Below are 18,718 nucleotides of genomic sequence, written 5' to 3'. Positions count from 1 at the left end.
TTAGGCTCCTCCTCTAGGTTCAAATAAATCTTCTAATTGATATGAACCGGCTGACTGCTCGGCCAACCAGATACTTGCTTGAACTGCCCCTTCTGCAAAAATTCGATTTGAAAAGGCTTCGTGCTTCACTGAAAGAACTTCATCTTTGGTTGCAAAAAGGACTTCATGTTCTCCTGGAAAAGAGCCTGCACGTAGGCTATGGACACCGATTTGTTGGTCTTCTCGTGATTTGTCCGCCCATTGATAGACAGGCGTCAGCTCTCGAACAGATTGTAGTGTTTCTACTAAGCGCTTGGCTGTGCCAGAAGGTGCGTCTTTTTTTTGGCTGTGGTGTTTTTCGATTAATTCGATCTGCCAGCTGGCTAAGTCTTTAGCTGCTTGTTTGATCAAGCGATTCATCACCATGATCCCTAATGAAAAATTAGCACTGTAGAGTACAGGGATCGTTTGAGCTGCTTGGGCGATTTCAGCAAATTGCTCTTCGGTATAGCCTGTTGTGCCAATCACCAGTGGGACTTGGTGAGCTTTGCTGTATCGCAAGATTTTATCCAAACCAGCTGGATGAGAAAAATCGATCATGACTGCTGGTGTCTGAGCAAACGATAATTCCTCCGTTGCTTGTAAGGATTCGGTCAAACTCAATGGCTGATGTTGATATTCTTCGGTAACTTCTGCAATTCGCTTACCCATTTTTCCACTTCCGATGATCCCTATATTCATGTGCTTGCCCCTCCGTTTTCTGTTAACAGTGCGATAAGTTGTTGCTTTTTCTCCTCGCCTAATTCAATCAGTGGTAGTCTTAATGGTCCAGCAGGTAAGCCTAAATGATTCATTGCTGCTTTCACTGGAATTGGATTGGTTTCACTGAATAAGGCATTGATCAACGCTAAATGAGTCAATTGTTTTTCTTTTGCTGAAGGACTGTTTCCGTTTAAGTAATCATGAACTACTTCATGGACTACTTTTGGCTGGATATTTGCCCAAACACTGATCACACCGATACCACCAATACTTAGAATAGGTAAAATCAAATCATCATTGCCACTGTATAGTGCAAATGATTCATCAATCAGTTGCGCCACTTCCATTGTATAGGACATATCACCAGAGGCTTCCTTGATGCCGATGATTCGTGGATGCTTCGCTAGTTCTGTTAATACAGGTAACGAAATCGTCATCCCTGTTCGTGACGGTACGTTATATATGATGATTGGTAGCGAGGAAGCGTCTGCGATCGCTTTAAAATGAGCCAGTAACCCTACATCACTCGTTTTATTATAGTAAGGGGTGATCACTAATAATTGGTCTGCCCCAAGTTCAGCAAAGCGTTGGACTTTCTTGACCGTTTTCGCCGTTGCATTTGATCCTGCACCAGCAATCACTGGGATACGTCCATTGACTTTTTCAACGGTGAATCGTACGATCTCTTCCTCTTCCTCCTCAGATAGTGTGGGTGATTCCCCAGTTGTTCCAAGGACCAGTAAGCCGTCTGTTTGTTCTTTCAGATGAAACGCAATCAGCTGCTCCAAGCCTAGATAATCCACTGCACCTGTTTCCGTCATTGGTGTCACTAACGCGACAATCGAACCTTTGATCATGCCTCTACCTCCAAATTTTTATGCCATTCATAGGTGGCTGGTCCCGCCATCGTGATCGTTTTATCGCCAGAAATCAGTAAATCGCCTTGCTCTAAATGAATCGTCGCTTGTAAGCCGGAAAGGTATCCTTGATCTCTTGCGACGACATACGCTGCACAACAACCTGTACCACAAGCTAGTGTCCAACCGACCCCACGTTCATACGTGCGGACGATCAATTCTTCTTCATTGACAGATTGGACAAAATTGACGTTTGTTTTTTCTTTGAATAAGGGATGATGGCAGAGTTTTTCTCCAGTCTCTTTGGTTAATTCAGCCAACGCATCTTCAACAAAAACAACTGTATGGATCGTCCCCATGAATAAACTAGTCAGCTCTACCTTTCGCTCATCAATCGTCAGCGTTTGTTTGATGATAGGTGTTGATTGCGCTACGCCTACTTTCTCTGGTCGGTAGTCCGGCGAACCCATGTCGACTGTGCAATAAAAAGGCTTTCGTGAATGGATTGTCACATGGATCATCCCAGCAAGCGTTTTGACCGCAAATTGTGGCGCTTCAAGTAATTGTTGATCGCTGACATAATTGGCAAAACAACGGATACCATTGCCACACATCGGCGCACGGCTACCGTCTTTATTGTAGTAGATCATTTCTAAAGGTTCGGTTTTAACAGCAATCAATCCATCCGTATCGTAAGCCGTAGGTGCACATAAGCTTTGAGCCAAATGACTATAGTCGATCGTTTCATCGTAATCTAAGAGAATAAAGTCATTGCCACAACCATTATATTTATAAATCTGCATAGACTTCTCCTCTCAATAGATCCGCATAAGTTTGCCGACGCACGACTTCTCTCGACACGCCATCTTTGACAAAAACAACTGCTGGTCGCAGTGCACGATTGTAATTGCTACTCATCGAATATCCGTAGGCTCCTGTGGCATACACTGCCAGAAGATCACCTGGCTCTGCAGGAGGCAACTGTGTTTCTTGGATCACCACGTCTCCTGATTCACACATTTTTCCGGCAACCGTCACTTTTTCTGTTTTTTCAATGTCTAGTTTATTTGCCAAATCACAGGTATATTCTGCTTGATAAAGTGCCGGTCGAATATTATCTGTCATCCCACCATCCACAAAATAATATTTCTTGTGAGGTGTTTCTTTGATATAGCCGACTGTATAAAGTGTTGTTCCGGCTTCACCAACGATACTTCTCCCAGGTTCAATCAATAAGCGATCGATCGTTAAGTTTCTGTCAGCTAGCGTCTGCTCTGTGTGTGTAACCAGATGTTTGACTGATTCTGCAATTGGTAAAGGTGTGTCCGCTTCGGTATAACGGATACCAAAGCCCCCTCCCAGATTTAAAGAAAGCGGTTGTTGAAAATCTTCAAGGTAGGTAACCAGCTGGTCGATCTCAGCCAGCCAAGCAGTCATATCAAAGATTTGTGAGCCGATGTGGGCATGAAAGCCTTCCAATCTAAGAAATTCACTTTGTTGGATACGTGCAATCGCTTGTTGGCAAACATCGCTATCGTAAAGCATGCCGAATTTTGAATCGATATGTGCGGTGACGATGTATTCATGGGTATGTGCTTCGATCCCTACGTTCAATCGCAACATGATCTGTAGCTTTTTCTGATATTCTCGGCTTAACTCTTCCAAGACTTCGACTTCCATCCCATTATCTGCAACAAAATGGCGTATATCATTTTCAATGGCATATCTTAATTCATCAATCGTTTTGTTGTTGCCATGGAAATAAATATCTTCTAAAGGAAATCCAGCTTGTAACGCGGTATAAATCTCCCCACCACTTACGACATCTAGACCTAACCCTTGTTCAGCAATTAGATGGAGTAATTCTACCGTTTGAAAGGCTTTAGACGCATACAAGATCTTTGTTTGAAAAGAATCAGAATCAAAGTTCAGCTTAAACGACTTTATCGTTTCTTCCATCTTTTTTTCATCATACACATATAGGGGTGTTTGATATTCATTTGCTAATTGACTCACTGGAATTTCGCCGATCGTTAATTCTGTCATTCTCTTTTCCCTCTTTTCAAAAAATTATTTTCTCATCAAATTGAAATATCCTTAGATTATAATTTGAATTTTATTTGAATAATATTAAACAAAATTGTTTGAATTGTCTAGTTTAAATCGCTATTTTCAGCAAAAATGTTTAATTTTTCAATTTTATTGCATACAGAAAACAAAAAATAAAAACCACTATTTATTTTCACATAATTCTCTTAGAAATAGACAAAAAAACTGACCAATAAATTGGTCAGTTTTTTGAAGCATATTTTCCTTAAATCAATTACTTACATAGATTGCTAAAAACATCAACGCTGCACCTAACATGACAAATAGATGCCAAATCACATGGGTGAATCGTCTGCTTTTCATGCTATAAAATAGTGATCCCACAGAATAGGCGATTCCTCCGCCAACTAGCAGTAGCAAGCCAGTCAAATCGATATTCTGATAGAGCTTAGGTAGCACAACGATGATTGCCCACCCCATCACATTGTAAATGATCGTTGAAACTTTTGATACCTTGTTTGTCTTTGTTAAAGTCAAACATTTATAGATGATACCGATCACTGCTGTCGCCCAAATAACACTTAGCAAAACTAGTCCTGTCGTTCCTTGCACGACTAGCAGACAAAATGGCGTGTAGGTTCCAGCAATCAAAAGGTAGATCGAACAATGATCAAATACCTGAAATACTTTTTTTGCTTTCGTAAAAATCAAACTATGAAATAACGTAGAAGAAAAGAATAGCAGAAAAAGAGAACTACCATAAATCGCAAAAGCGACATAATCTAAGGTTGTATGGGCGCGATCCATCAGCAAATTGAAGCAAAGCAGACTTAACAAAGCTGCAATCCCATGGGTCACCGCATTTAATACTTCATTGACGATTTGGTACTTTCGGCTAAATTCTATCTCCATCTTGATCCACTCCATTTCGTTTGTTCAATTTCATTATACATGAAGGATGTTCTGTTTACAAAAACTTTAGCATCTAGTTTCCAAAACTATATCATTTTTTAATAACTTTTGTAAAATATTTTATCATCATGATAATAAATAGCAACAAAAACACACTGATCAAGCCATTTACGAGTAAAAATGCAGTACGCTTCGCCTGTTTCACTTTTTCTAACGATTCTTTTATTTCTTCTGGTTCAACAGCGACCCTGTGTCCGCGTACTAATAAACGGTGACTGTTGACCATATACGGAGTACAAGTAACCAGTGTGACTAAATCTTGATTTTCTTGGATTTGTAGCGCTTCTGTTTCTGTCGGTGCTACGGTTTTAATCTGATCGACTTGATACGCAAGATACTGTCCATTGATTTCAATATAAAAGTGATCTTCTATTTTTAATTGAGGTAAATCTGTAAACAATTTTACTTGCGGCAAGCCTCGGTGGCTGGAAAGTACCGCATGTGTCGATTTGCCTCCGATCGGGTATGAGGTGCCCTCGAGCAGACAAGCGCCTTTTTCCAATAGTTTCGTCGTTGTTTGATCAAAAATCGGTAAGCTGACATTGATTTTGGGGATCGTCAAAACACCAACGGCATGTGATTCGATATACGATTTCTGAGATTTTTGATCATTCTTTTTTTTCTTGGAAAATGGGTCTGCTTCTGGCATCGCTACGTTTGATGCCAGTTGTTCATTTTTTTTGATCATCCGCTTTTGTAATTCAGCAAGTTCTGTCGCATGTTCAGACTTTGCCTTTTTTTGATAATTTTTGATGATCTGCTGGTCGAGATAATTATTCAACGTATCACTGACAAAAGGATACGCCAAGCTGAGGACACCGATAAAAAATACCGAGAACATGATTAGATCTAACAGACGCCATTTTTTTTGTTTCATTTTATTCTCCTCAGCGAGTCACTTGTTCTTCATTTGATACTATTTAACTTTTGGTCGTTTTAGCCAGTATGCACCCACGATTGTCAGTAAAACCACACCTAAGAAAATGTACAATGAAATGCCTTTGCCACCAGTTGCTGGTAATGTCCCTTTGTGTTTGTTTGGTACTTTCTCTGGTGCAACCAATTCACCTGCAACAGCATAAGATTGCTGATCGACCTTGAACGCAATTCGTTCAGTTAGTTTCACATAATTGTTTGGTGCTTTTGTTTCTTCTAAATAATACGTACCATAAGACAAGCCTGTGATATCCACTAATCCATCACTTGTTGTCGTGAAAATCGTTGCTTCTTCCTGTGAAGTCGTCCACGCTACTGCTTTTGTTACTGGATCAATGATCAAATATTTCGCTGTTGCTTCATCTTGATCACGTACCACAAACGAAGCGTCTGCTAATGGTTTGATATCAGCTACTGCTCCATCTACTTTAATGAATCGTTTCCCACCTGTCAGTACTTCCACAGTTGGTGGTGTTTGATCTGTCGTATGTCCAGTATCAACATTTGCTTCGTTGTTATAGCCTTGGGTTGGTTCTGCTAACTGATTCAAATGCATGTAATAAACAAAACTCAACGTACCACCTGGAGTCAATGAAGGAATATAAGTTGGTTCAATCGTTACTGTGAAGCCGTTTGTTTGTTCAGTTACGTGGTAATTTGTTGAATCAATGATCGTTTCACCATCGTAAAGTGCATAACCTGTTTCTCCCGTTGATTGGTTCATGAATGTTAAAGCTGGATCATGTGTATCAATCAATTTGAAGGTGGTATATTTATTGTTTGATCCTTCTTTATCCGCGATCCCAAGAGGAATATTGACGCTGATCTCATAATTGATCGGTTCTCCGATTGCTACGTCTTGCCTATCTAATTGCGGCGTTTCTTTTTCTACTTTCGTCGTATCATTTTTCACTGTAAGTTCAACTGGCGTTTGGCTACCAGCAACAATTGTGAATGGTGTCTTCGTTTGCTCAGTGATCATCGCTGCATTTTCAGGTGCTTTTACTTCTTCTAACACATATTCGCCAACTTCTAATCCAGTAATGAGCATTTGACCTTTCTCTGCTTCATTTTCAGCAACGTCCTCTTCACCGATTTCATAGCTTTTGCCAGTCACAAAGTGTTTTGCTTTAGATTTATCAGTTGTCCATGTATACATTCCTTGTGCTACACCTTGCAAATATTTGGCAACACCTGCATCTTCTTTCACAATGACAAATTCCGCACCGTTTAGTGCTTCACCTTCTGCTGAACCTACTTTTTTGACCTTCAGCGTTCCTTCATTTTCCACGACATTTTTAGGATATAAATGAACTACGTCTAGTTCTTCTGTCCCATATTGATATGAACCGTCGGATTGTTTGATCAGTTCATATACTGGAAATGCCACAACCATATTTGCAGCAGCTGTTACTCCTGATTTTGCTTCTTCTTCAATCACATAAACTGCATCTTTTCCAGCTTGTTTTTTTGGCAATGCTAAAGAAAGATCCCCCTGAGCGTCTGTGGTACCAGAAAGAAGAGCTGTGCCAGAAGTCTGTGATTGGACGATCGCTTTTGCTTCTTCAATCGTCGCGCCATTTTTTCTTGCTTCAGCAAATGATTCAGTGACATCATACACATGGAACGTCACATCTGCCAACCCTTGATAGTTGTTGAATTCAGTCATTTCTTTCCCTGTATTTTGGATCTCTTGTTGTGGGAAATCTAACATTTTCTTTTTGTGGATCACCAATTGTGCATCCATTCCTTCAGCAAACACTTGTGGATTAGGAAGTAATGCCACCAGTGTAAGTAGTGATGAAATAAGACATAGTAATACTTTTTTGAAATTTTTTCTATTCTTCATTCTTCTTTACTCCTGTTCTTTTGATAAATAATGAAACTACCTATGATCGATATGCCACCAATCATACCAACACTTATTTTTTCGTCAGTTGTTTTTGGAAAAAGAAAACTCGTTTCTTGTTTCTGATTAGTGATTTTCAAAGGTTCACTAGGTTGTCCATTGATGGCATATGACATACTTTTTACGACAAACGAGACAGCATAAGGATTTCTTTTATACCCTTTTGGTGCTTTGATTTCTTCAAGTAAATATTCTCCGTCTGCTAAGCCATTGATGGAAAATAAGCCATTTCGATCAGAAGTCAGCGTTATTGCATCTCTTGCTCGTTTTTTCCAGCAATATTTTCCATCTTTCAAATGCAGGTATTCTTCCTGTTGGTTTTTGATCATAAACATTGCATCTTCTAGCACCTGTTGTTCCTTATCTTTTGTAACTTTTTGAAACCACTTCCCTCCTGTTCGAATACGTGTACTTCGTGACAATGATGCTGTTCCGATATCTAATGTCGCTTGATTGATGATCGATTGATCAGCGATTGCATCTTGTCGTAAACGCATCTGATAGTTGATCCTCACTGTTTTACCTGCCAGATCTTGCAAGTCTTGACCGTTAAACGCAATACTGAATCCTTGACTATGGCTATGAAACGTCAGATTTTCCAAGCGTTTTTCTTCACTGTGGACTTTGAGCGATTCAGTTAGCAACTCCAACTCTTTCGTCGCACTGTCAGTGACTACACATGTTTCTTCAGTTGCTATTCCATTTGGAAACTGGATATCCAATTGATAGTAGATCTTTTCACCAATCGAATAAGTGTTTTTTTCCTCTACAAGCTTTTTTTCAAAGACGATCGCAGATGGCTCTTGGTTCATTTTAGGATAGAGATGGATTGCCTTTTGTGGGTGATCATATGAATCATAAAGAGGCAAAACCACGACTACATTTTGTGATCCTACAAACGCATCTGCTATGTGAGTGGTTTCGTTCACTAAATAAACGTTACCTATTTGATTCGTTGACTCACGTAGATCAAAGATTGCTACATCTTCTCCATCATTGTTCGACTTCACCAGTTTTTCCATTAGAAAAGAACCTGCTGAAGTACCTTGTCGCGCAATGATTTGTTGTGTTTCTTCGACAGTAAATCCTTTTTTACGTAATTGATAAAATGATTTTGTCACATCGTAAACCGCAAAACTCGCTTTATGAGATTCCGTTTGTTTATCTGATGAGGGTTGCGTAGTATGGACAATCAACTGGACCATCTCTTGTGTTTGGGCGATACACGTTTTGGCACCACCAACTAACAGAAAAGGCAACAACAGCAAGAACCAATAATACTTGGTCAACTTGAAATGCCTCCTCGTCTCATCCCCCTTAAATAAACGACAAATGAAACAATCGCAAGGATACCTAATAATAGGAAGCCAAGTCGGCCAGATCCTCCGGTTTCAGGCAGTGGGATCAATGCCTGATTGGTGATGACCAAATGGATTTGGTTGTTCGTATGATCAGTTTGTAACTGGATTTCTGATGGTTCACCATCTACAGTTACTTTTCCATCCGTTTGGATAACGATCTGTACGGGTTGCTCTAACCCCAGATAACCTTCTGGTGTTTTGATTTCCTCCAACGTGTACTCACCCGGTTTTAGGTTCTCAAAAACAAATGTATCAGTTGCTTTATCGTCGTTTGGTAATTCAACCTGTCCATCTGAACCGGATAGTCGGAAGACTGCCCCTTTTAACACCTGTCCTGTATCCGTTTGCTTTAGGACTGTTAAATCAAAAGGTTTGATTTGATTCATATGCGTCAATGTCCAAACGGTATCTTCCTCTACATTTTCTCCGTCATAGAGAATCGTACCGTAAGGGTCAACTTTAAATTCATAGTTTCCTGGAATCGTATCGTAACCAAGCGGTCCTGCTGTTTCTACTAAGCGATATTCACCCGCTTTTTGTATCACGAATTCTGCCAATCCTGATGACGCGGTAACTTCCTCTTTCAGTGTATGATAGGTTCCTGTTTCTCCTTTTATTTGTAAAGCAAAAGTTGCTCCTGCCAGATTGATTTTTTGTTTGTCCTTTTCGGTATATTTTCTTATGGCTATCGGAAGGTCTGCAAATGGATTCTCAATCGTCAATTGGATCACTTGATCAGTGACTGTAGCTTGTTGTTTGTCCACTGTTACTTCCCCATTGTCAGAAATAGCAATTTCCCACGCCTGCTTTTCCGATTTTTCATGTCCAGCAGGTGCACTGATTTCTGTCAATGTATAAGATTTTCCTTTTTCAAGGCGTGTGCCTTCTGGCAATGAATAGGTACCATCCTCATGGTCGATCAGCTGAATCTCCTGACCTTCAATCGTTAGTTGAAACACTGCTCCTTTTAGGAGATGGTCAGCTGACGAAGTTTTCTTGGTTATTTTTAAATCTAAAGGAACAAATTGTTTTTTATTTTTCCAAGTCGTTGCGTTGACTTTTTCTGATTGATATCCTGGTACATCTAACTCATTCACCGCTTCATAGTGAAATTCTTGCCCTTGATTGTTGTGTTTTGGCAAGCTGAGGGTTTCACGAGACGCTTCACTGGACGCTAGAAGTTTGGTGATATTGGTTCGCTCCCAAACATTGGTGTTCTCCTCTTCCGGTTTACTTAATTGTACATAGCCACTTTCCCAACTAGATGTTTCGGTGATTCCTGTTCGCTTGATTTCGTAAATCACTTTCTCTGGTCGAGTCGTCGTATCTTGATCAAATTCTTCCCATTCTTTGAAAAAATCAAGAGATACACCTGGTGCTTTGGCTGACGGCACACCGAATTTAGCAAGAACATCTGGGTTGCTCGTTGGTTGGAAGATTGTTTGCCCATTCATTTGATACCAAGTATCAGTCTCGAACATTTTGCTTTCTGTTTGGAGTCTCACTTGATAATGTAGTTGGATTTCTTGCCCTTTTTCTAAATAGATTTTATCGACGTTGATCGTTTGCCCATCAATAGAGAGAAGTGGCTCAATCGATAGAGGGGTTGTCCCTACACTTGTAACAGAAGCGCTGTCTGGTTGATAAACAAATGGATCAATGATTGGATCAGTGATTTTTCCATCAACGACTGTTCCAGAAAGCTGCACAGCTTTTTTGGCTAGATAATCAGCAATATCTGTAGACTCATTGGCAGATTCATAATATGCCGTGCCGTCTTCGCCAGTGGAAACCATCTTACGCATTCGACGTTCTACTTCCTCTTTCGTGATGCCTTCAGTTTCATCTCCTTGCAACTGTATACCCAAGCCATGGATCTCGATTCCTCGTTGTTTCAATGCCATTGCTTCACCAATCGTTGCTGTAAACGTTGAATTGATCCAACGCCATTGTGAATATTGGTCTCTAACAGGTACAAGATAAGGCGGGGAAATTTTTGAAGTATATTCGGGATGATCGACTTGATTGCTAAAAGTCGCGCCATAATAACTAACGTCCTCTTCAGTCACCACACTTGATACGTGATAGGAGCATGTCGGAACACCATCAGTCAAAAGAACGATCACCTTTTTGTGACCATTTTGTTCAGACAACATCTCGCCTGCCTGACGTAAACCATTTTGAGTAAACGTACCACCACTTGTTGAATCAGGTGTGGCTGCTTGGATTTCTTCCTTTACAGAATCAAATCCTGCAATCGGTATCGTTCGATTGTCGTAGCCTTCACTAGAAAAACCAACATAACCTAAATTGATTTTTTCCGTTACACCACTTTCTGATAAGGTATCGACAAATCGATCAATCCCATTCTTCACTTCAATAATACGATTGTCCTCATTCATACTGCCAGACCAGTCAACAACCAGAACGACATCTAAAGGAGGGATATTTTTTTGGGTATTTCCTCGAACATTCAGATACAAGTCAAACAATCCAGGAGTCGCTGTCTCTTTGGCAAATTTACGGATTGCGTAATCGGCTTCTTCTTTTTCCCCACCATATTCAATATAAGAATTGTTTTGATTGGTTGGGTCACCATCCCAATTCGTCAATCCATCCCATTGTGATTGACCATGACGATTCCCTTGATGATTTCGTACATTCTCGTCATTTTCCGGTTGCCACATCGCTTGCGGATAGGTTCCTTGCTCATCTGTGGTATATTCCGGTTCAATCGTCGCTAACCCTTTCGGTTTCAACTGTTCATTGAATAATTTTGGTTGTTCAAACGGACGATATTCGTTTTTAGCTATCGATGAATCATCCGACACCTCACTGTTTTCAGAAGAAGTCGTGGTTTCAGACGTTGGTTCACTCGTTTGTGCAGTTTCCTGATTCTCGTTATCTATAGAAAATGAAAAGGAAGCTGGGTCAGATAAAAGTAACTGACCCGTTTTTTCTTCTATCTGAATATTGAGTTGAAATTCTTTGCTCGTACTCGGCAATTCAATGGTCAATTCTTTTTCTTCAATGGCTTGAGAAAAATCACCTGCTAGCCATTTTCGTTGTTGCTCATCTGTGTATTCTTGATATTCCTGAGAAACAGAGGAAAGCAGATTCGTTTCAGGTGCATCTTTTGGATGTAACTGGAATAAAAATCTGTTTTCTTGTGTTTGCTCATTTAATCGATACACGACCGTTAGCTGACGATCTATTTTCCTAATACTTACTTTGCCATATTCATTATTTAAGACTTCAATGGTTGCCTCTTCATTAGCTGCCACAGTCTTTCCTTTTTGGAAATAGAAATAGGTGACGAAAAATAGAGAAAATAGACAGAAAACGATGAAATAATTTCGCTTCTTCATTTATGGATACCTCCTTAGAAAAACTTTAAAATTCAATTAGATAATATAAAAAAAAGAAAAAATTCACTAATCTTTCTAGTTCTCTTCTCTTTTGTCTCTAACTATTAAATTACAGTTATTTTAAGGAGCTTTAAATTTGATATAGTAAAACGAATACATTGAATGATTAGTTATTTAAAACCGATTTATTATTCTTTTCTCTCACAAAATATACTCATTGAGCAATAATTTTGAGACAAATTTTAAAAAAATATTTCTAAATCCGGTAGAGTTTTTTTAGAAAATTGAGACAAGTATTTACAAGGAAAAATAAATACGGTATTAATAATAAAAATATAAAAAGAAGGTGAAGAATTGATTGAAAAAATTTTATTAGATGACCATGCAAGAATGAAATTAAATGTGTATGGAAAGATAATGACCTTATGGCCGGGGGAATATAGTTTAGATCATGTACGAGAAAACTTAGATTTCTATTTCAGTCCGACCCGTTTCAAAAAAATCCTATGTGCTATACAAGATGATTTAGAACAATTTACTGATATTAAACTGTTACATACTAAAAACAAGTTATCCATTCCTGAACAACTTGTTCAATATACCCAATACCAACATTTCCTATCAACAGAAAGTGTTCCTTATAAATTATTGATCAGTCTTCTGACTGAACAAGATGAAGATCTTGCAGCTTTTTGCAATCGCCATTTTATCAGCCGCTCAACATGTTTTCGACAAACAAAAAAATTGGCTGAATATTTGAAGGAGTACAATATCAATTTGAATTTATCGAATCTTACCTTATCTGGTTCTGAAATGCTGATTCGTATCATTTTTTTCAACTTCTTTTGGTTTGTTTCATTAGGAGAAAGTCTGGATAGTATTCCTTACAGCCAAGAAGTTCGCGCATTGATTTATAAGCACGAAGGATCGCAACACAAGAATAAGTTTGATTTAGGAAAAAAACAAGCTAGTCTCCATTGTCTGATTTGTTTGCTGAGGATCGAAAATAATCATTTTACGGATATCTATCGATTATCGAGAGATTCCTTTATTCCAAGTGAAACAAACATTGACTTTTTTTACGACTTCTTCAAAATTGCGAATCTTCGTTTAGATATCTTAGAGGTAAACTCTTTGTTTTATTTGTTCTATTATTGGCCGTTTCTTACCTCTAATCAAGATATTCGTGTGCCGATCGTGCAACATTCCTATCAACAACCGAGTAATGAGATCAAAGCTATTTTAGAGGAATTTCAAGAGCACTGTCAGACATTTATTGGTACATTCCATTTTGAAAAAGAGCCCGCTTTGCTTTTGAATCTCTATCTATCCATCGGTAACTTTAGCATGTTCAAGCAAAAAATTCCTTTGACCACATTATTTATCTCTTCTTATATTCAAGATAAATACCCACTTTTACGTATCTTGACAATCAAAATCGAAGGGTTTTGGAAAAAAATCGCACAACGAAAAAACTATACCTGGTTGAAATCTTGCGTAAGTGAATTAGCCTTTCTACAAGCCAGTTTACTTTATCCATATTATTCAGAAATCGATGAAAACTATAAATTGAAAGTTGGGTTTGTCAACGTCTCTGAGCATCTGATCTCCGCAGAAATCTTGAATTTAGGCAAGAAGATCCCCTTTGTAGATATCGAGCGACTCACGCTTCCCATCACTGAAGAATATGACTTTTTCATCTTTGGTTCCCCCCTGCTGATTCCTAATGGTCTTGATTCTTCTAAGTATACAGTCCTTGATTTTTGTCATTATAGAGACTTTGAGACAAATCTGTATCAACGACTGTTAGAAGTCCATCATTTAAAACTACAAACATTGTTTGCTGATTAACTGATTAATATAAAAAAAAGCTTTTAAGCATCCTGCTTAAAAGCTTTTTTACTACACTCGGTTATTTTGCACGTTTTACGTATGAACCTTCTGCTGTATTGATTTCTAGTAATTCATCCGCTTCAATGAAATCAGGAACATTGACTACTAAGCCTGTTTCCATCGTTGCAGGTTTACCAGAACCAGTCACTGTCGCACCTTTGATCGATGGTTGTGTTTCAACGACACGTAAGACAACTGTTGTTGGTAATTGGACACCAATCACTTCGCTACCGAAGAATTGGATTTTAACTTCCATGTTTTCTAAGATAAATTTCATTTCTTCAGCTACAGTTTCTACAGGGATCTCATATTGTTCGTATGTTTCTAGATCCATAAAGAATGCTGTATCATCCATTGTGTATAAGTATTGAACTGGTTTTGTATCAATGTGTGCTTTTTCAAATTTTTCGTCTGGTCTTAGTGTCGTATCATAAGTAGCACCAGTACGAACATCTTTTAGCTTCATACGCATCACAGTATTTCCTTTACCAGGTTTGTGATGGCTTGCATCAATTACTTTGATCAATTTTCCGTCTTGGACAAATGTCATTCCGGCTTTTAAATCGCTTGCTGAGATCATTATTTTTTGCTCCTTTTTTTCTTAATCATAATCACCCTTATTGTATCAGACAAACGTCTATAAAACTAGGAAATTATTGCTTTTCAAATGATAGTCTTTGACTTTCTTATTTTTTCATGCTATTTTTAATTAAATCATTATTGGAGGGATAAACATGGCAATCAATTACTTAAAACAATTGAAGTGTTGTTGTATGGTGTATAAAAACAGCATACTGTTTGCCATGTCTATTAATTGCCCTTCATAGTTGAATGAAAGATCTCTTTCTGTAGTGAAAGTGTTTTCTTTCTTGGTCTTTTCAATTTATGATCTTACGAGGAGCTGATTAAATAGTCAGCTCCTTTTTATTTTACTTTTTTGGAGGTTTGGATTCGTGATCATTTCATCAATTACTGAAGCAATCGGGCATACACCCGTCTATAAATTTACTGCGCAAGATTTTCCTATGCCAAAAGATTCCGTGATCTATGCAAAACTGGAATACTTGAATCCAGGAGGTAGTATCAAAGACCGTTTAGGTTTGTATTTATTGACTTCCGGTCTTGAGAGCGGAAAAATCGATCAAGAAACAACGATCATTGAGCCAACTGCTGGTAACACAGGGATTGGTTTAGGTCTGGCAGCTTTGAAATTCAATTTAAAAACAATTTTTGTCGTACCAGAAAAATTTAGTATAGAAAAACAAAAAATCATGCAGGCACTAGGCGCAAAAATCGTACACACTCCTACAGAAGAAGGAATCGTTGGTGCGATCGAAAAAAGTAAACAATTAGCTTCTGAGATCCCAAATAGTTATGTTCCCTTGCAGTTTGAAAACCCAGACAATCCAGCCACTTATTACCAAACATTGGGGCCTGAATTGTTTCAAGAATTGGAAGGGTCAATCAATAGTTTTGTTGCCGGTATTGGAAGTGGTGGTACGTTTGCTGGAACCGCAAAATTTCTAAAAGATCGTTTACCTGAACTTCGCCTGATTGGTGTTGAGCCAGAAGGATCAATTTTGAATGGTGGTCCTTCACATGGGCACGAAATTGAAGGCATCGGCGTTGAATTTGTCCCCCCTTTTCTTAGTGAGTTGACAATTGATCGATTTGAAACGATTTCTGATGCTGAAGGATTTGCTTACACACGTCAACTAGCAAAAGAACACGGATTATTAGTAGGCAGCTCGAGCGGAGCCGCTTTTGCCGCAGCCTTAAAAGAAGCACAACGTCTACCGAACGGACAGTCTATCCTGACCATATTTCCAGACACGTCCGATCGTTACTTATCAAAAAATATTTATCTGTAAGCAACAAACGACACAATAAACTCAATGAAGAAATTGGAGGAAATAATTATGCATATTCAAACAAAATTGATCCATGGTGGTATTAGTGAAGATCCGACAACCGGTGCAGTTAGCGTACCGATCTATCAAACATCGACTTACCGCCAAAATGCAGTTGGACAACCGAAAGAATACGAATATTCACGTTCAGGTAATCCAACACGTTTTGCTTTAGAAGAATTGATCGCAGACTTAGAAGGTGGCGTTCGTGGCTTTGCCTTTGCCTCAGGTCTAGCAGGAATCCATGCAGTCTTTTCCTTATTCCAATCTGGAGATCACATTCTCTTAGGCGATGATGTCTATGGTGGAACTTTCCGTTTATTTGATAATGTTCTTACAAAAAATGGGTTAGAGTATACGATCGTCGATACAAGTAATCTTGCACAGATTGAAGAAGCAATTCAAGACAATACAAAAGCTTTGTACCTAGAAACACCAAGTAATCCTCTACTTAAAATCACCGATTTGAAAGCAGGGGCTGCCATTGCAAAAAATCATGACCTGTTAACAATCGTGGATAACACATTTGCTACACCATACTTTCAAAAACCTTTAGAATTAGGCGCTGATATTGTTTTACACAGTGGCACAAAATATCTAGGCGGGCATAGTGATGTCGTTGCTGGATTAGTTACGACAAACAACCAAGAGTTGGCGGAACAAATTGGTTACTATCAAAATGCCATCGGTAGCGTATTAGGTCCACAAGATAGTTGGTTGATGCAACGCGGGATCAAAACTCTTAGTGTGCGTATGGAAGAACATCAAAAAAATGCCTATGCTGTAGCAGAATTATTAGCGAACCATCCTGAAGTTGAAGCAGTCTATTACCCTGGTCTAACAACCCATAATAATCATGAAATTGCGAAACAACAGATGTCCGGCTATAGCGGAATGGTTTCCTTTACCTTGAAAAACGACGCAGATGCAATTCCTTTTGTAGAAGCTTTGCAACTATTTATCCTCGCTGAAAGCTTAGGTGGTGTCGAAAGTTTAGTGGAAATTCCTTCTGTGATGACTCATGCCTCTGTACCTAAAGAAAAACGCGAAAAAGCTGGAATCAAAGACGGATTGATTCGTTTATCCGTAGGAATCGAGTACGCCCAAGATCTTTTAGATGATTTGAACCAAGCCTTTACCCAATTGAAAAATCACTGATCCATTTTATCTTTAAAGAATTGAAAAAAAATCAATCAGTTTTCTACACCTGACCTGCAATAAGTGTTAGAATTTAGATAAATCGACCCAATCTTTTTAGAGGATTTTCATTTCCCTAAAAAGAATCATCAGATAGTTAGGAGTAATTCAATATGAAAATGAATGTCGAAAGTTTTAATTTAGACCACCGTAAAGTAAAAGCCCCTTATGTTCGTGTAGCTGATCGTAAAAAAGGCGAGCATGGCGATTTGATCATCAAATATGATGTCCGTTTCAAACAGCCAAACAAAGAACACATGGATATGGCAGGTTTGCATTCTTTAGAACATTTAACTGCCGAAAACATCCGTAATCATGCAGATTATATTGTAGACTGGTCACCAATGGGATGCCAAACAGGCTTCTATCTTACTGTCATCAATCATGAAAATTATGACGATATTTTAGATGTTTTAGAAAAAACGATGAAAGATGTGCTACAAGCAACAGAAGTTCCAGCAAGTAACGAAATCCAATGTGGCTGGGCTGCAAACCATACGTTAGAAGGCGCACAAGCTTTAGCGCGTGAATTTTTAGCAAAACGAGATGAATGGTCAGACGTCGGAGTATAAACAGACCATACATTTATTTAATCATAATAGAGATTGAGGAAAGTGACCTCTATCTCATAGTCATAAGCCGTAAAAGACAAAAGAACATGCCAAATCTTTGTCTTTTACGGCTTGTTTTGGTAAGTTATGAGAAAGACAATTTGGCGTGAACTTTAAGAGAAAACTCAAATAATATCTCTTAGTCTTCCATGTTGGCTAATGATCGAAGGCATTGACTTTCGCTCATTATGTTTTCAGTTTAGGGGACTACGTCAGCAAACCCTTTATTATACATCAACAAATAGGAGGAAAAAACGAATGGATATCTATGATTTTAACGTCACATTAGAAAATGGGACAACTTACTCATTGGACAAATACAAGGGCCACCCTATGATCATCGTTAATACTGCAACAAAATGTGGTTTGGCGCCGCAATTTGAACAGTTGGAAGAGCTTTACCAGATGTATCAGGAAAAAGGGTTAGTAGTGTTAGGTTTCCCATCGAATCAATTCAAGCAAGAAGTAGCTTCTGCAAATGAGGCTGCGGAAGCCTGCCGAACAACGTATGGTGTTACATTTCCCATGCATCAACTAACGGTAATCAATGGCGGGGATGCTGATCCCCTATTTGATTATTTAAAAGAACAAGCACCAGGTACTTTGACACCTGCAATCAAATGGAATTTTACAAAATTCCTTATTGATAAAGACGGTCAAGTAATTGAACGTTTTGCGCCAAAAACTTCACCATTAAAAATGAAAGAAGCAATCGAAGCCATTCTTTAGTCAAGATGCAATAATTGGACAATCAACATTTTAGATTATTGGTCAAATGAAACTCATTTCTATTTAGAGAAAAAGCTTAGATCGACTTAAATAAAGTACATGGTCTTGAAAAAAATTTTTTTCAAGACCATGTATTTTTTTGACTAGAATACTGACAATAACTTTTGCTATTTCAAAAAAGTAAA

General features: G+C 38.6%; 15 protein-coding genes. 5 read left to right on the top strand and 10 right to left on the bottom strand.

Going from position 1 to position 18,718, the window contains the following annotated elements; genetic code table 11:
• The 9 genes from dapB to HZ311_RS10145 form a co-directional block, all read right to left on the bottom strand.
• Positions 1–720, bottom strand: coding sequence for a 4-hydroxy-tetrahydrodipicolinate reductase (dapB, locus tag HZ311_RS10185; protein ID WP_023519098.1), 720 nt, complete (start codon positions 718–720; stop codon positions 1–3).
• Entirely contained in the window at positions 717–1,598 is an 882-nt protein-coding gene (gene dapA / locus HZ311_RS10180) for a 4-hydroxy-tetrahydrodipicolinate synthase (RefSeq protein ID WP_178946648.1), read from the bottom strand. Before dapA ends, dapB begins: the two co-directional genes overlap by 4 nt.
• Positions 1,595–2,401 (bottom strand): diaminopimelate epimerase, encoded by an 807-nt coding sequence (gene dapF, locus HZ311_RS10175; RefSeq protein ID WP_019723556.1) that lies wholly within the window; start codon positions 2,399–2,401, stop codon positions 1,595–1,597. Before dapF ends, dapA begins: the two co-directional genes overlap by 4 nt.
• Complete coding sequence (lysA, locus tag HZ311_RS10170) at positions 2,388–3,644, bottom strand: diaminopimelate decarboxylase (RefSeq protein ID WP_019723557.1); 1,257 nt, start codon at positions 3,642–3,644, stop codon at positions 2,388–2,390. Before lysA ends, dapF begins: the two co-directional genes overlap by 14 nt.
• A gap of 273 nt (positions 3,645–3,917) precedes the next feature.
• Complete coding sequence (gene trhA / locus HZ311_RS10165; protein WP_010736330.1) at positions 3,918–4,559, bottom strand: PAQR family membrane homeostasis protein TrhA; 642 nt, start codon at positions 4,557–4,559, stop codon at positions 3,918–3,920.
• Positions 4,560–4,650: 91 nt separating this feature from the next.
• Positions 4,651–5,496: a class C sortase gene (locus HZ311_RS10160; RefSeq protein WP_023519097.1), complete on the bottom strand. Its 846-nt coding sequence runs from the start codon at positions 5,494–5,496 to the stop codon at positions 4,651–4,653.
• Between the two features lie 39 nt (positions 5,497–5,535).
• The gene (locus tag HZ311_RS10155; protein ID WP_178946647.1) at positions 5,536–7,404 is read right to left on the bottom strand and encodes a SpaH/EbpB family LPXTG-anchored major pilin; all 1,869 of its coding nucleotides are present in this window, start codon (positions 7,402–7,404) and stop codon (positions 5,536–5,538) included.
• Entirely contained in the window at positions 7,401–8,753 is a 1,353-nt protein-coding gene (locus tag HZ311_RS10150) for an isopeptide-forming domain-containing fimbrial protein (protein ID WP_023519095.1), read from the bottom strand. Before HZ311_RS10150 ends, HZ311_RS10155 begins: the two co-directional genes overlap by 4 nt.
• Positions 8,750–12,193, bottom strand: a complete 3,444-nt coding sequence (locus HZ311_RS10145; RefSeq protein WP_023519094.1) for a vWA domain-containing protein — start codon at positions 12,191–12,193, stop codon at positions 8,750–8,752. The genes HZ311_RS10150 and HZ311_RS10145 overlap by 4 nt, the downstream gene beginning before the upstream one ends.
• A gap of 354 nt (positions 12,194–12,547) precedes the next feature.
• Here HZ311_RS10145 and HZ311_RS10140 point away from each other — a divergent pair, with 354 nt between their 5' ends.
• The gene (locus tag HZ311_RS10140; protein ID WP_010736335.1) at positions 12,548–14,044 is read left to right on the top strand and encodes a helix-turn-helix domain-containing protein; all 1,497 of its coding nucleotides are present in this window, start codon (positions 12,548–12,550) and stop codon (positions 14,042–14,044) included.
• Positions 14,045–14,105: 61 nt separating this feature from the next.
• Here HZ311_RS10140 and efp read toward each other — a convergent pair whose 3' ends face one another.
• Positions 14,106–14,666, bottom strand: a complete 561-nt coding sequence (gene efp, locus HZ311_RS10135) for an elongation factor P (RefSeq protein WP_010736336.1) — start codon at positions 14,664–14,666, stop codon at positions 14,106–14,108.
• A gap of 373 nt (positions 14,667–15,039) precedes the next feature.
• On the opposite strand from efp, the gene HZ311_RS10130 reads away from it, so the two are divergent.
• From HZ311_RS10130 to HZ311_RS10115, 4 genes are all read left to right on the top strand, one after another.
• On the top strand, positions 15,040–15,957 hold the full coding sequence (locus tag HZ311_RS10130; protein ID WP_023519093.1) for a PLP-dependent cysteine synthase family protein: 918 nt from the start codon (positions 15,040–15,042) through the stop codon (positions 15,955–15,957).
• Between the two features lie 48 nt (positions 15,958–16,005).
• The gene (locus tag HZ311_RS10125) at positions 16,006–17,154 is read left to right on the top strand and encodes a cystathionine gamma-synthase (RefSeq protein ID WP_023519092.1); all 1,149 of its coding nucleotides are present in this window, start codon (positions 16,006–16,008) and stop codon (positions 17,152–17,154) included.
• A gap of 152 nt (positions 17,155–17,306) precedes the next feature.
• Positions 17,307–17,765: an S-ribosylhomocysteine lyase gene (locus HZ311_RS10120; RefSeq protein ID WP_019724149.1), complete on the top strand. Its 459-nt coding sequence runs from the start codon at positions 17,307–17,309 to the stop codon at positions 17,763–17,765.
• Between the two features lie 297 nt (positions 17,766–18,062).
• On the top strand, positions 18,063–18,533 hold the full coding sequence (locus HZ311_RS10115; RefSeq protein ID WP_010736340.1) for a glutathione peroxidase: 471 nt from the start codon (positions 18,063–18,065) through the stop codon (positions 18,531–18,533).
• Positions 18,534–18,718 lie beyond the last annotated feature (185 nt).

The organism is Enterococcus mundtii (genome assembly GCF_013394305.1).
In the GTDB taxonomy this organism is placed as follows: domain Bacteria; phylum Bacillota; class Bacilli; order Lactobacillales; family Enterococcaceae; genus Enterococcus_B; species Enterococcus_B pernyi.
This window is presented reverse-complemented; position numbering and strand designations above follow the sequence as displayed.

Excerpts from the sequence above, each read along its gene's own strand:
- dapB (WP_023519098.1), bottom strand. The coding sequence starts at position 720 with ATGAATATAGGGATCATCGGAAGTGGAAAAATGGGTAAGCGAATTGCA.
- dapA (WP_178946648.1), bottom strand. The coding sequence starts at position 1,598 with ATGATCAAAGGTTCGATTGTCGCGTTAGTGACACCAATGACGGAAACA.
- dapF (WP_019723556.1), bottom strand. The coding sequence starts at position 2,401 with ATGCAGATTTATAAATATAATGGTTGTGGCAATGACTTTATTCTCTTA.
- lysA (WP_019723557.1), bottom strand. The coding sequence starts at position 3,644 with ATGACAGAATTAACGATCGGCGAAATTCCAGTGAGTCAATTAGCAAAT.
- trhA (WP_010736330.1), bottom strand. The coding sequence starts at position 4,559 with ATGGAGATAGAATTTAGCCGAAAGTACCAAATCGTCAATGAAGTATTA.
- HZ311_RS10160 (WP_023519097.1), bottom strand. The coding sequence starts at position 5,496 with ATGAAACAAAAAAAATGGCGTCTGTTAGATCTAATCATGTTCTCGGTA.
- HZ311_RS10155 (WP_178946647.1), bottom strand. The coding sequence starts at position 7,404 with ATGAAGAATAGAAAAAATTTCAAAAAAGTATTACTATGTCTTATTTCA.
- HZ311_RS10145 (WP_023519094.1), bottom strand. The coding sequence starts at position 12,193 with ATGAAGAAGCGAAATTATTTCATCGTTTTCTGTCTATTTTCTCTATTT.
- efp (WP_010736336.1), bottom strand. The coding sequence starts at position 14,666 with ATGATCTCAGCAAGCGATTTAAAAGCCGGAATGACATTTGTCCAAGAC.
- HZ311_RS10125 (WP_023519092.1), top strand. The coding sequence starts at position 16,006 with ATGCATATTCAAACAAAATTGATCCATGGTGGTATTAGTGAAGATCCG.
- HZ311_RS10120 (WP_019724149.1), top strand. The coding sequence starts at position 17,307 with ATGAAAATGAATGTCGAAAGTTTTAATTTAGACCACCGTAAAGTAAAA.
- HZ311_RS10115 (WP_010736340.1), top strand. The coding sequence starts at position 18,063 with ATGGATATCTATGATTTTAACGTCACATTAGAAAATGGGACAACTTAC.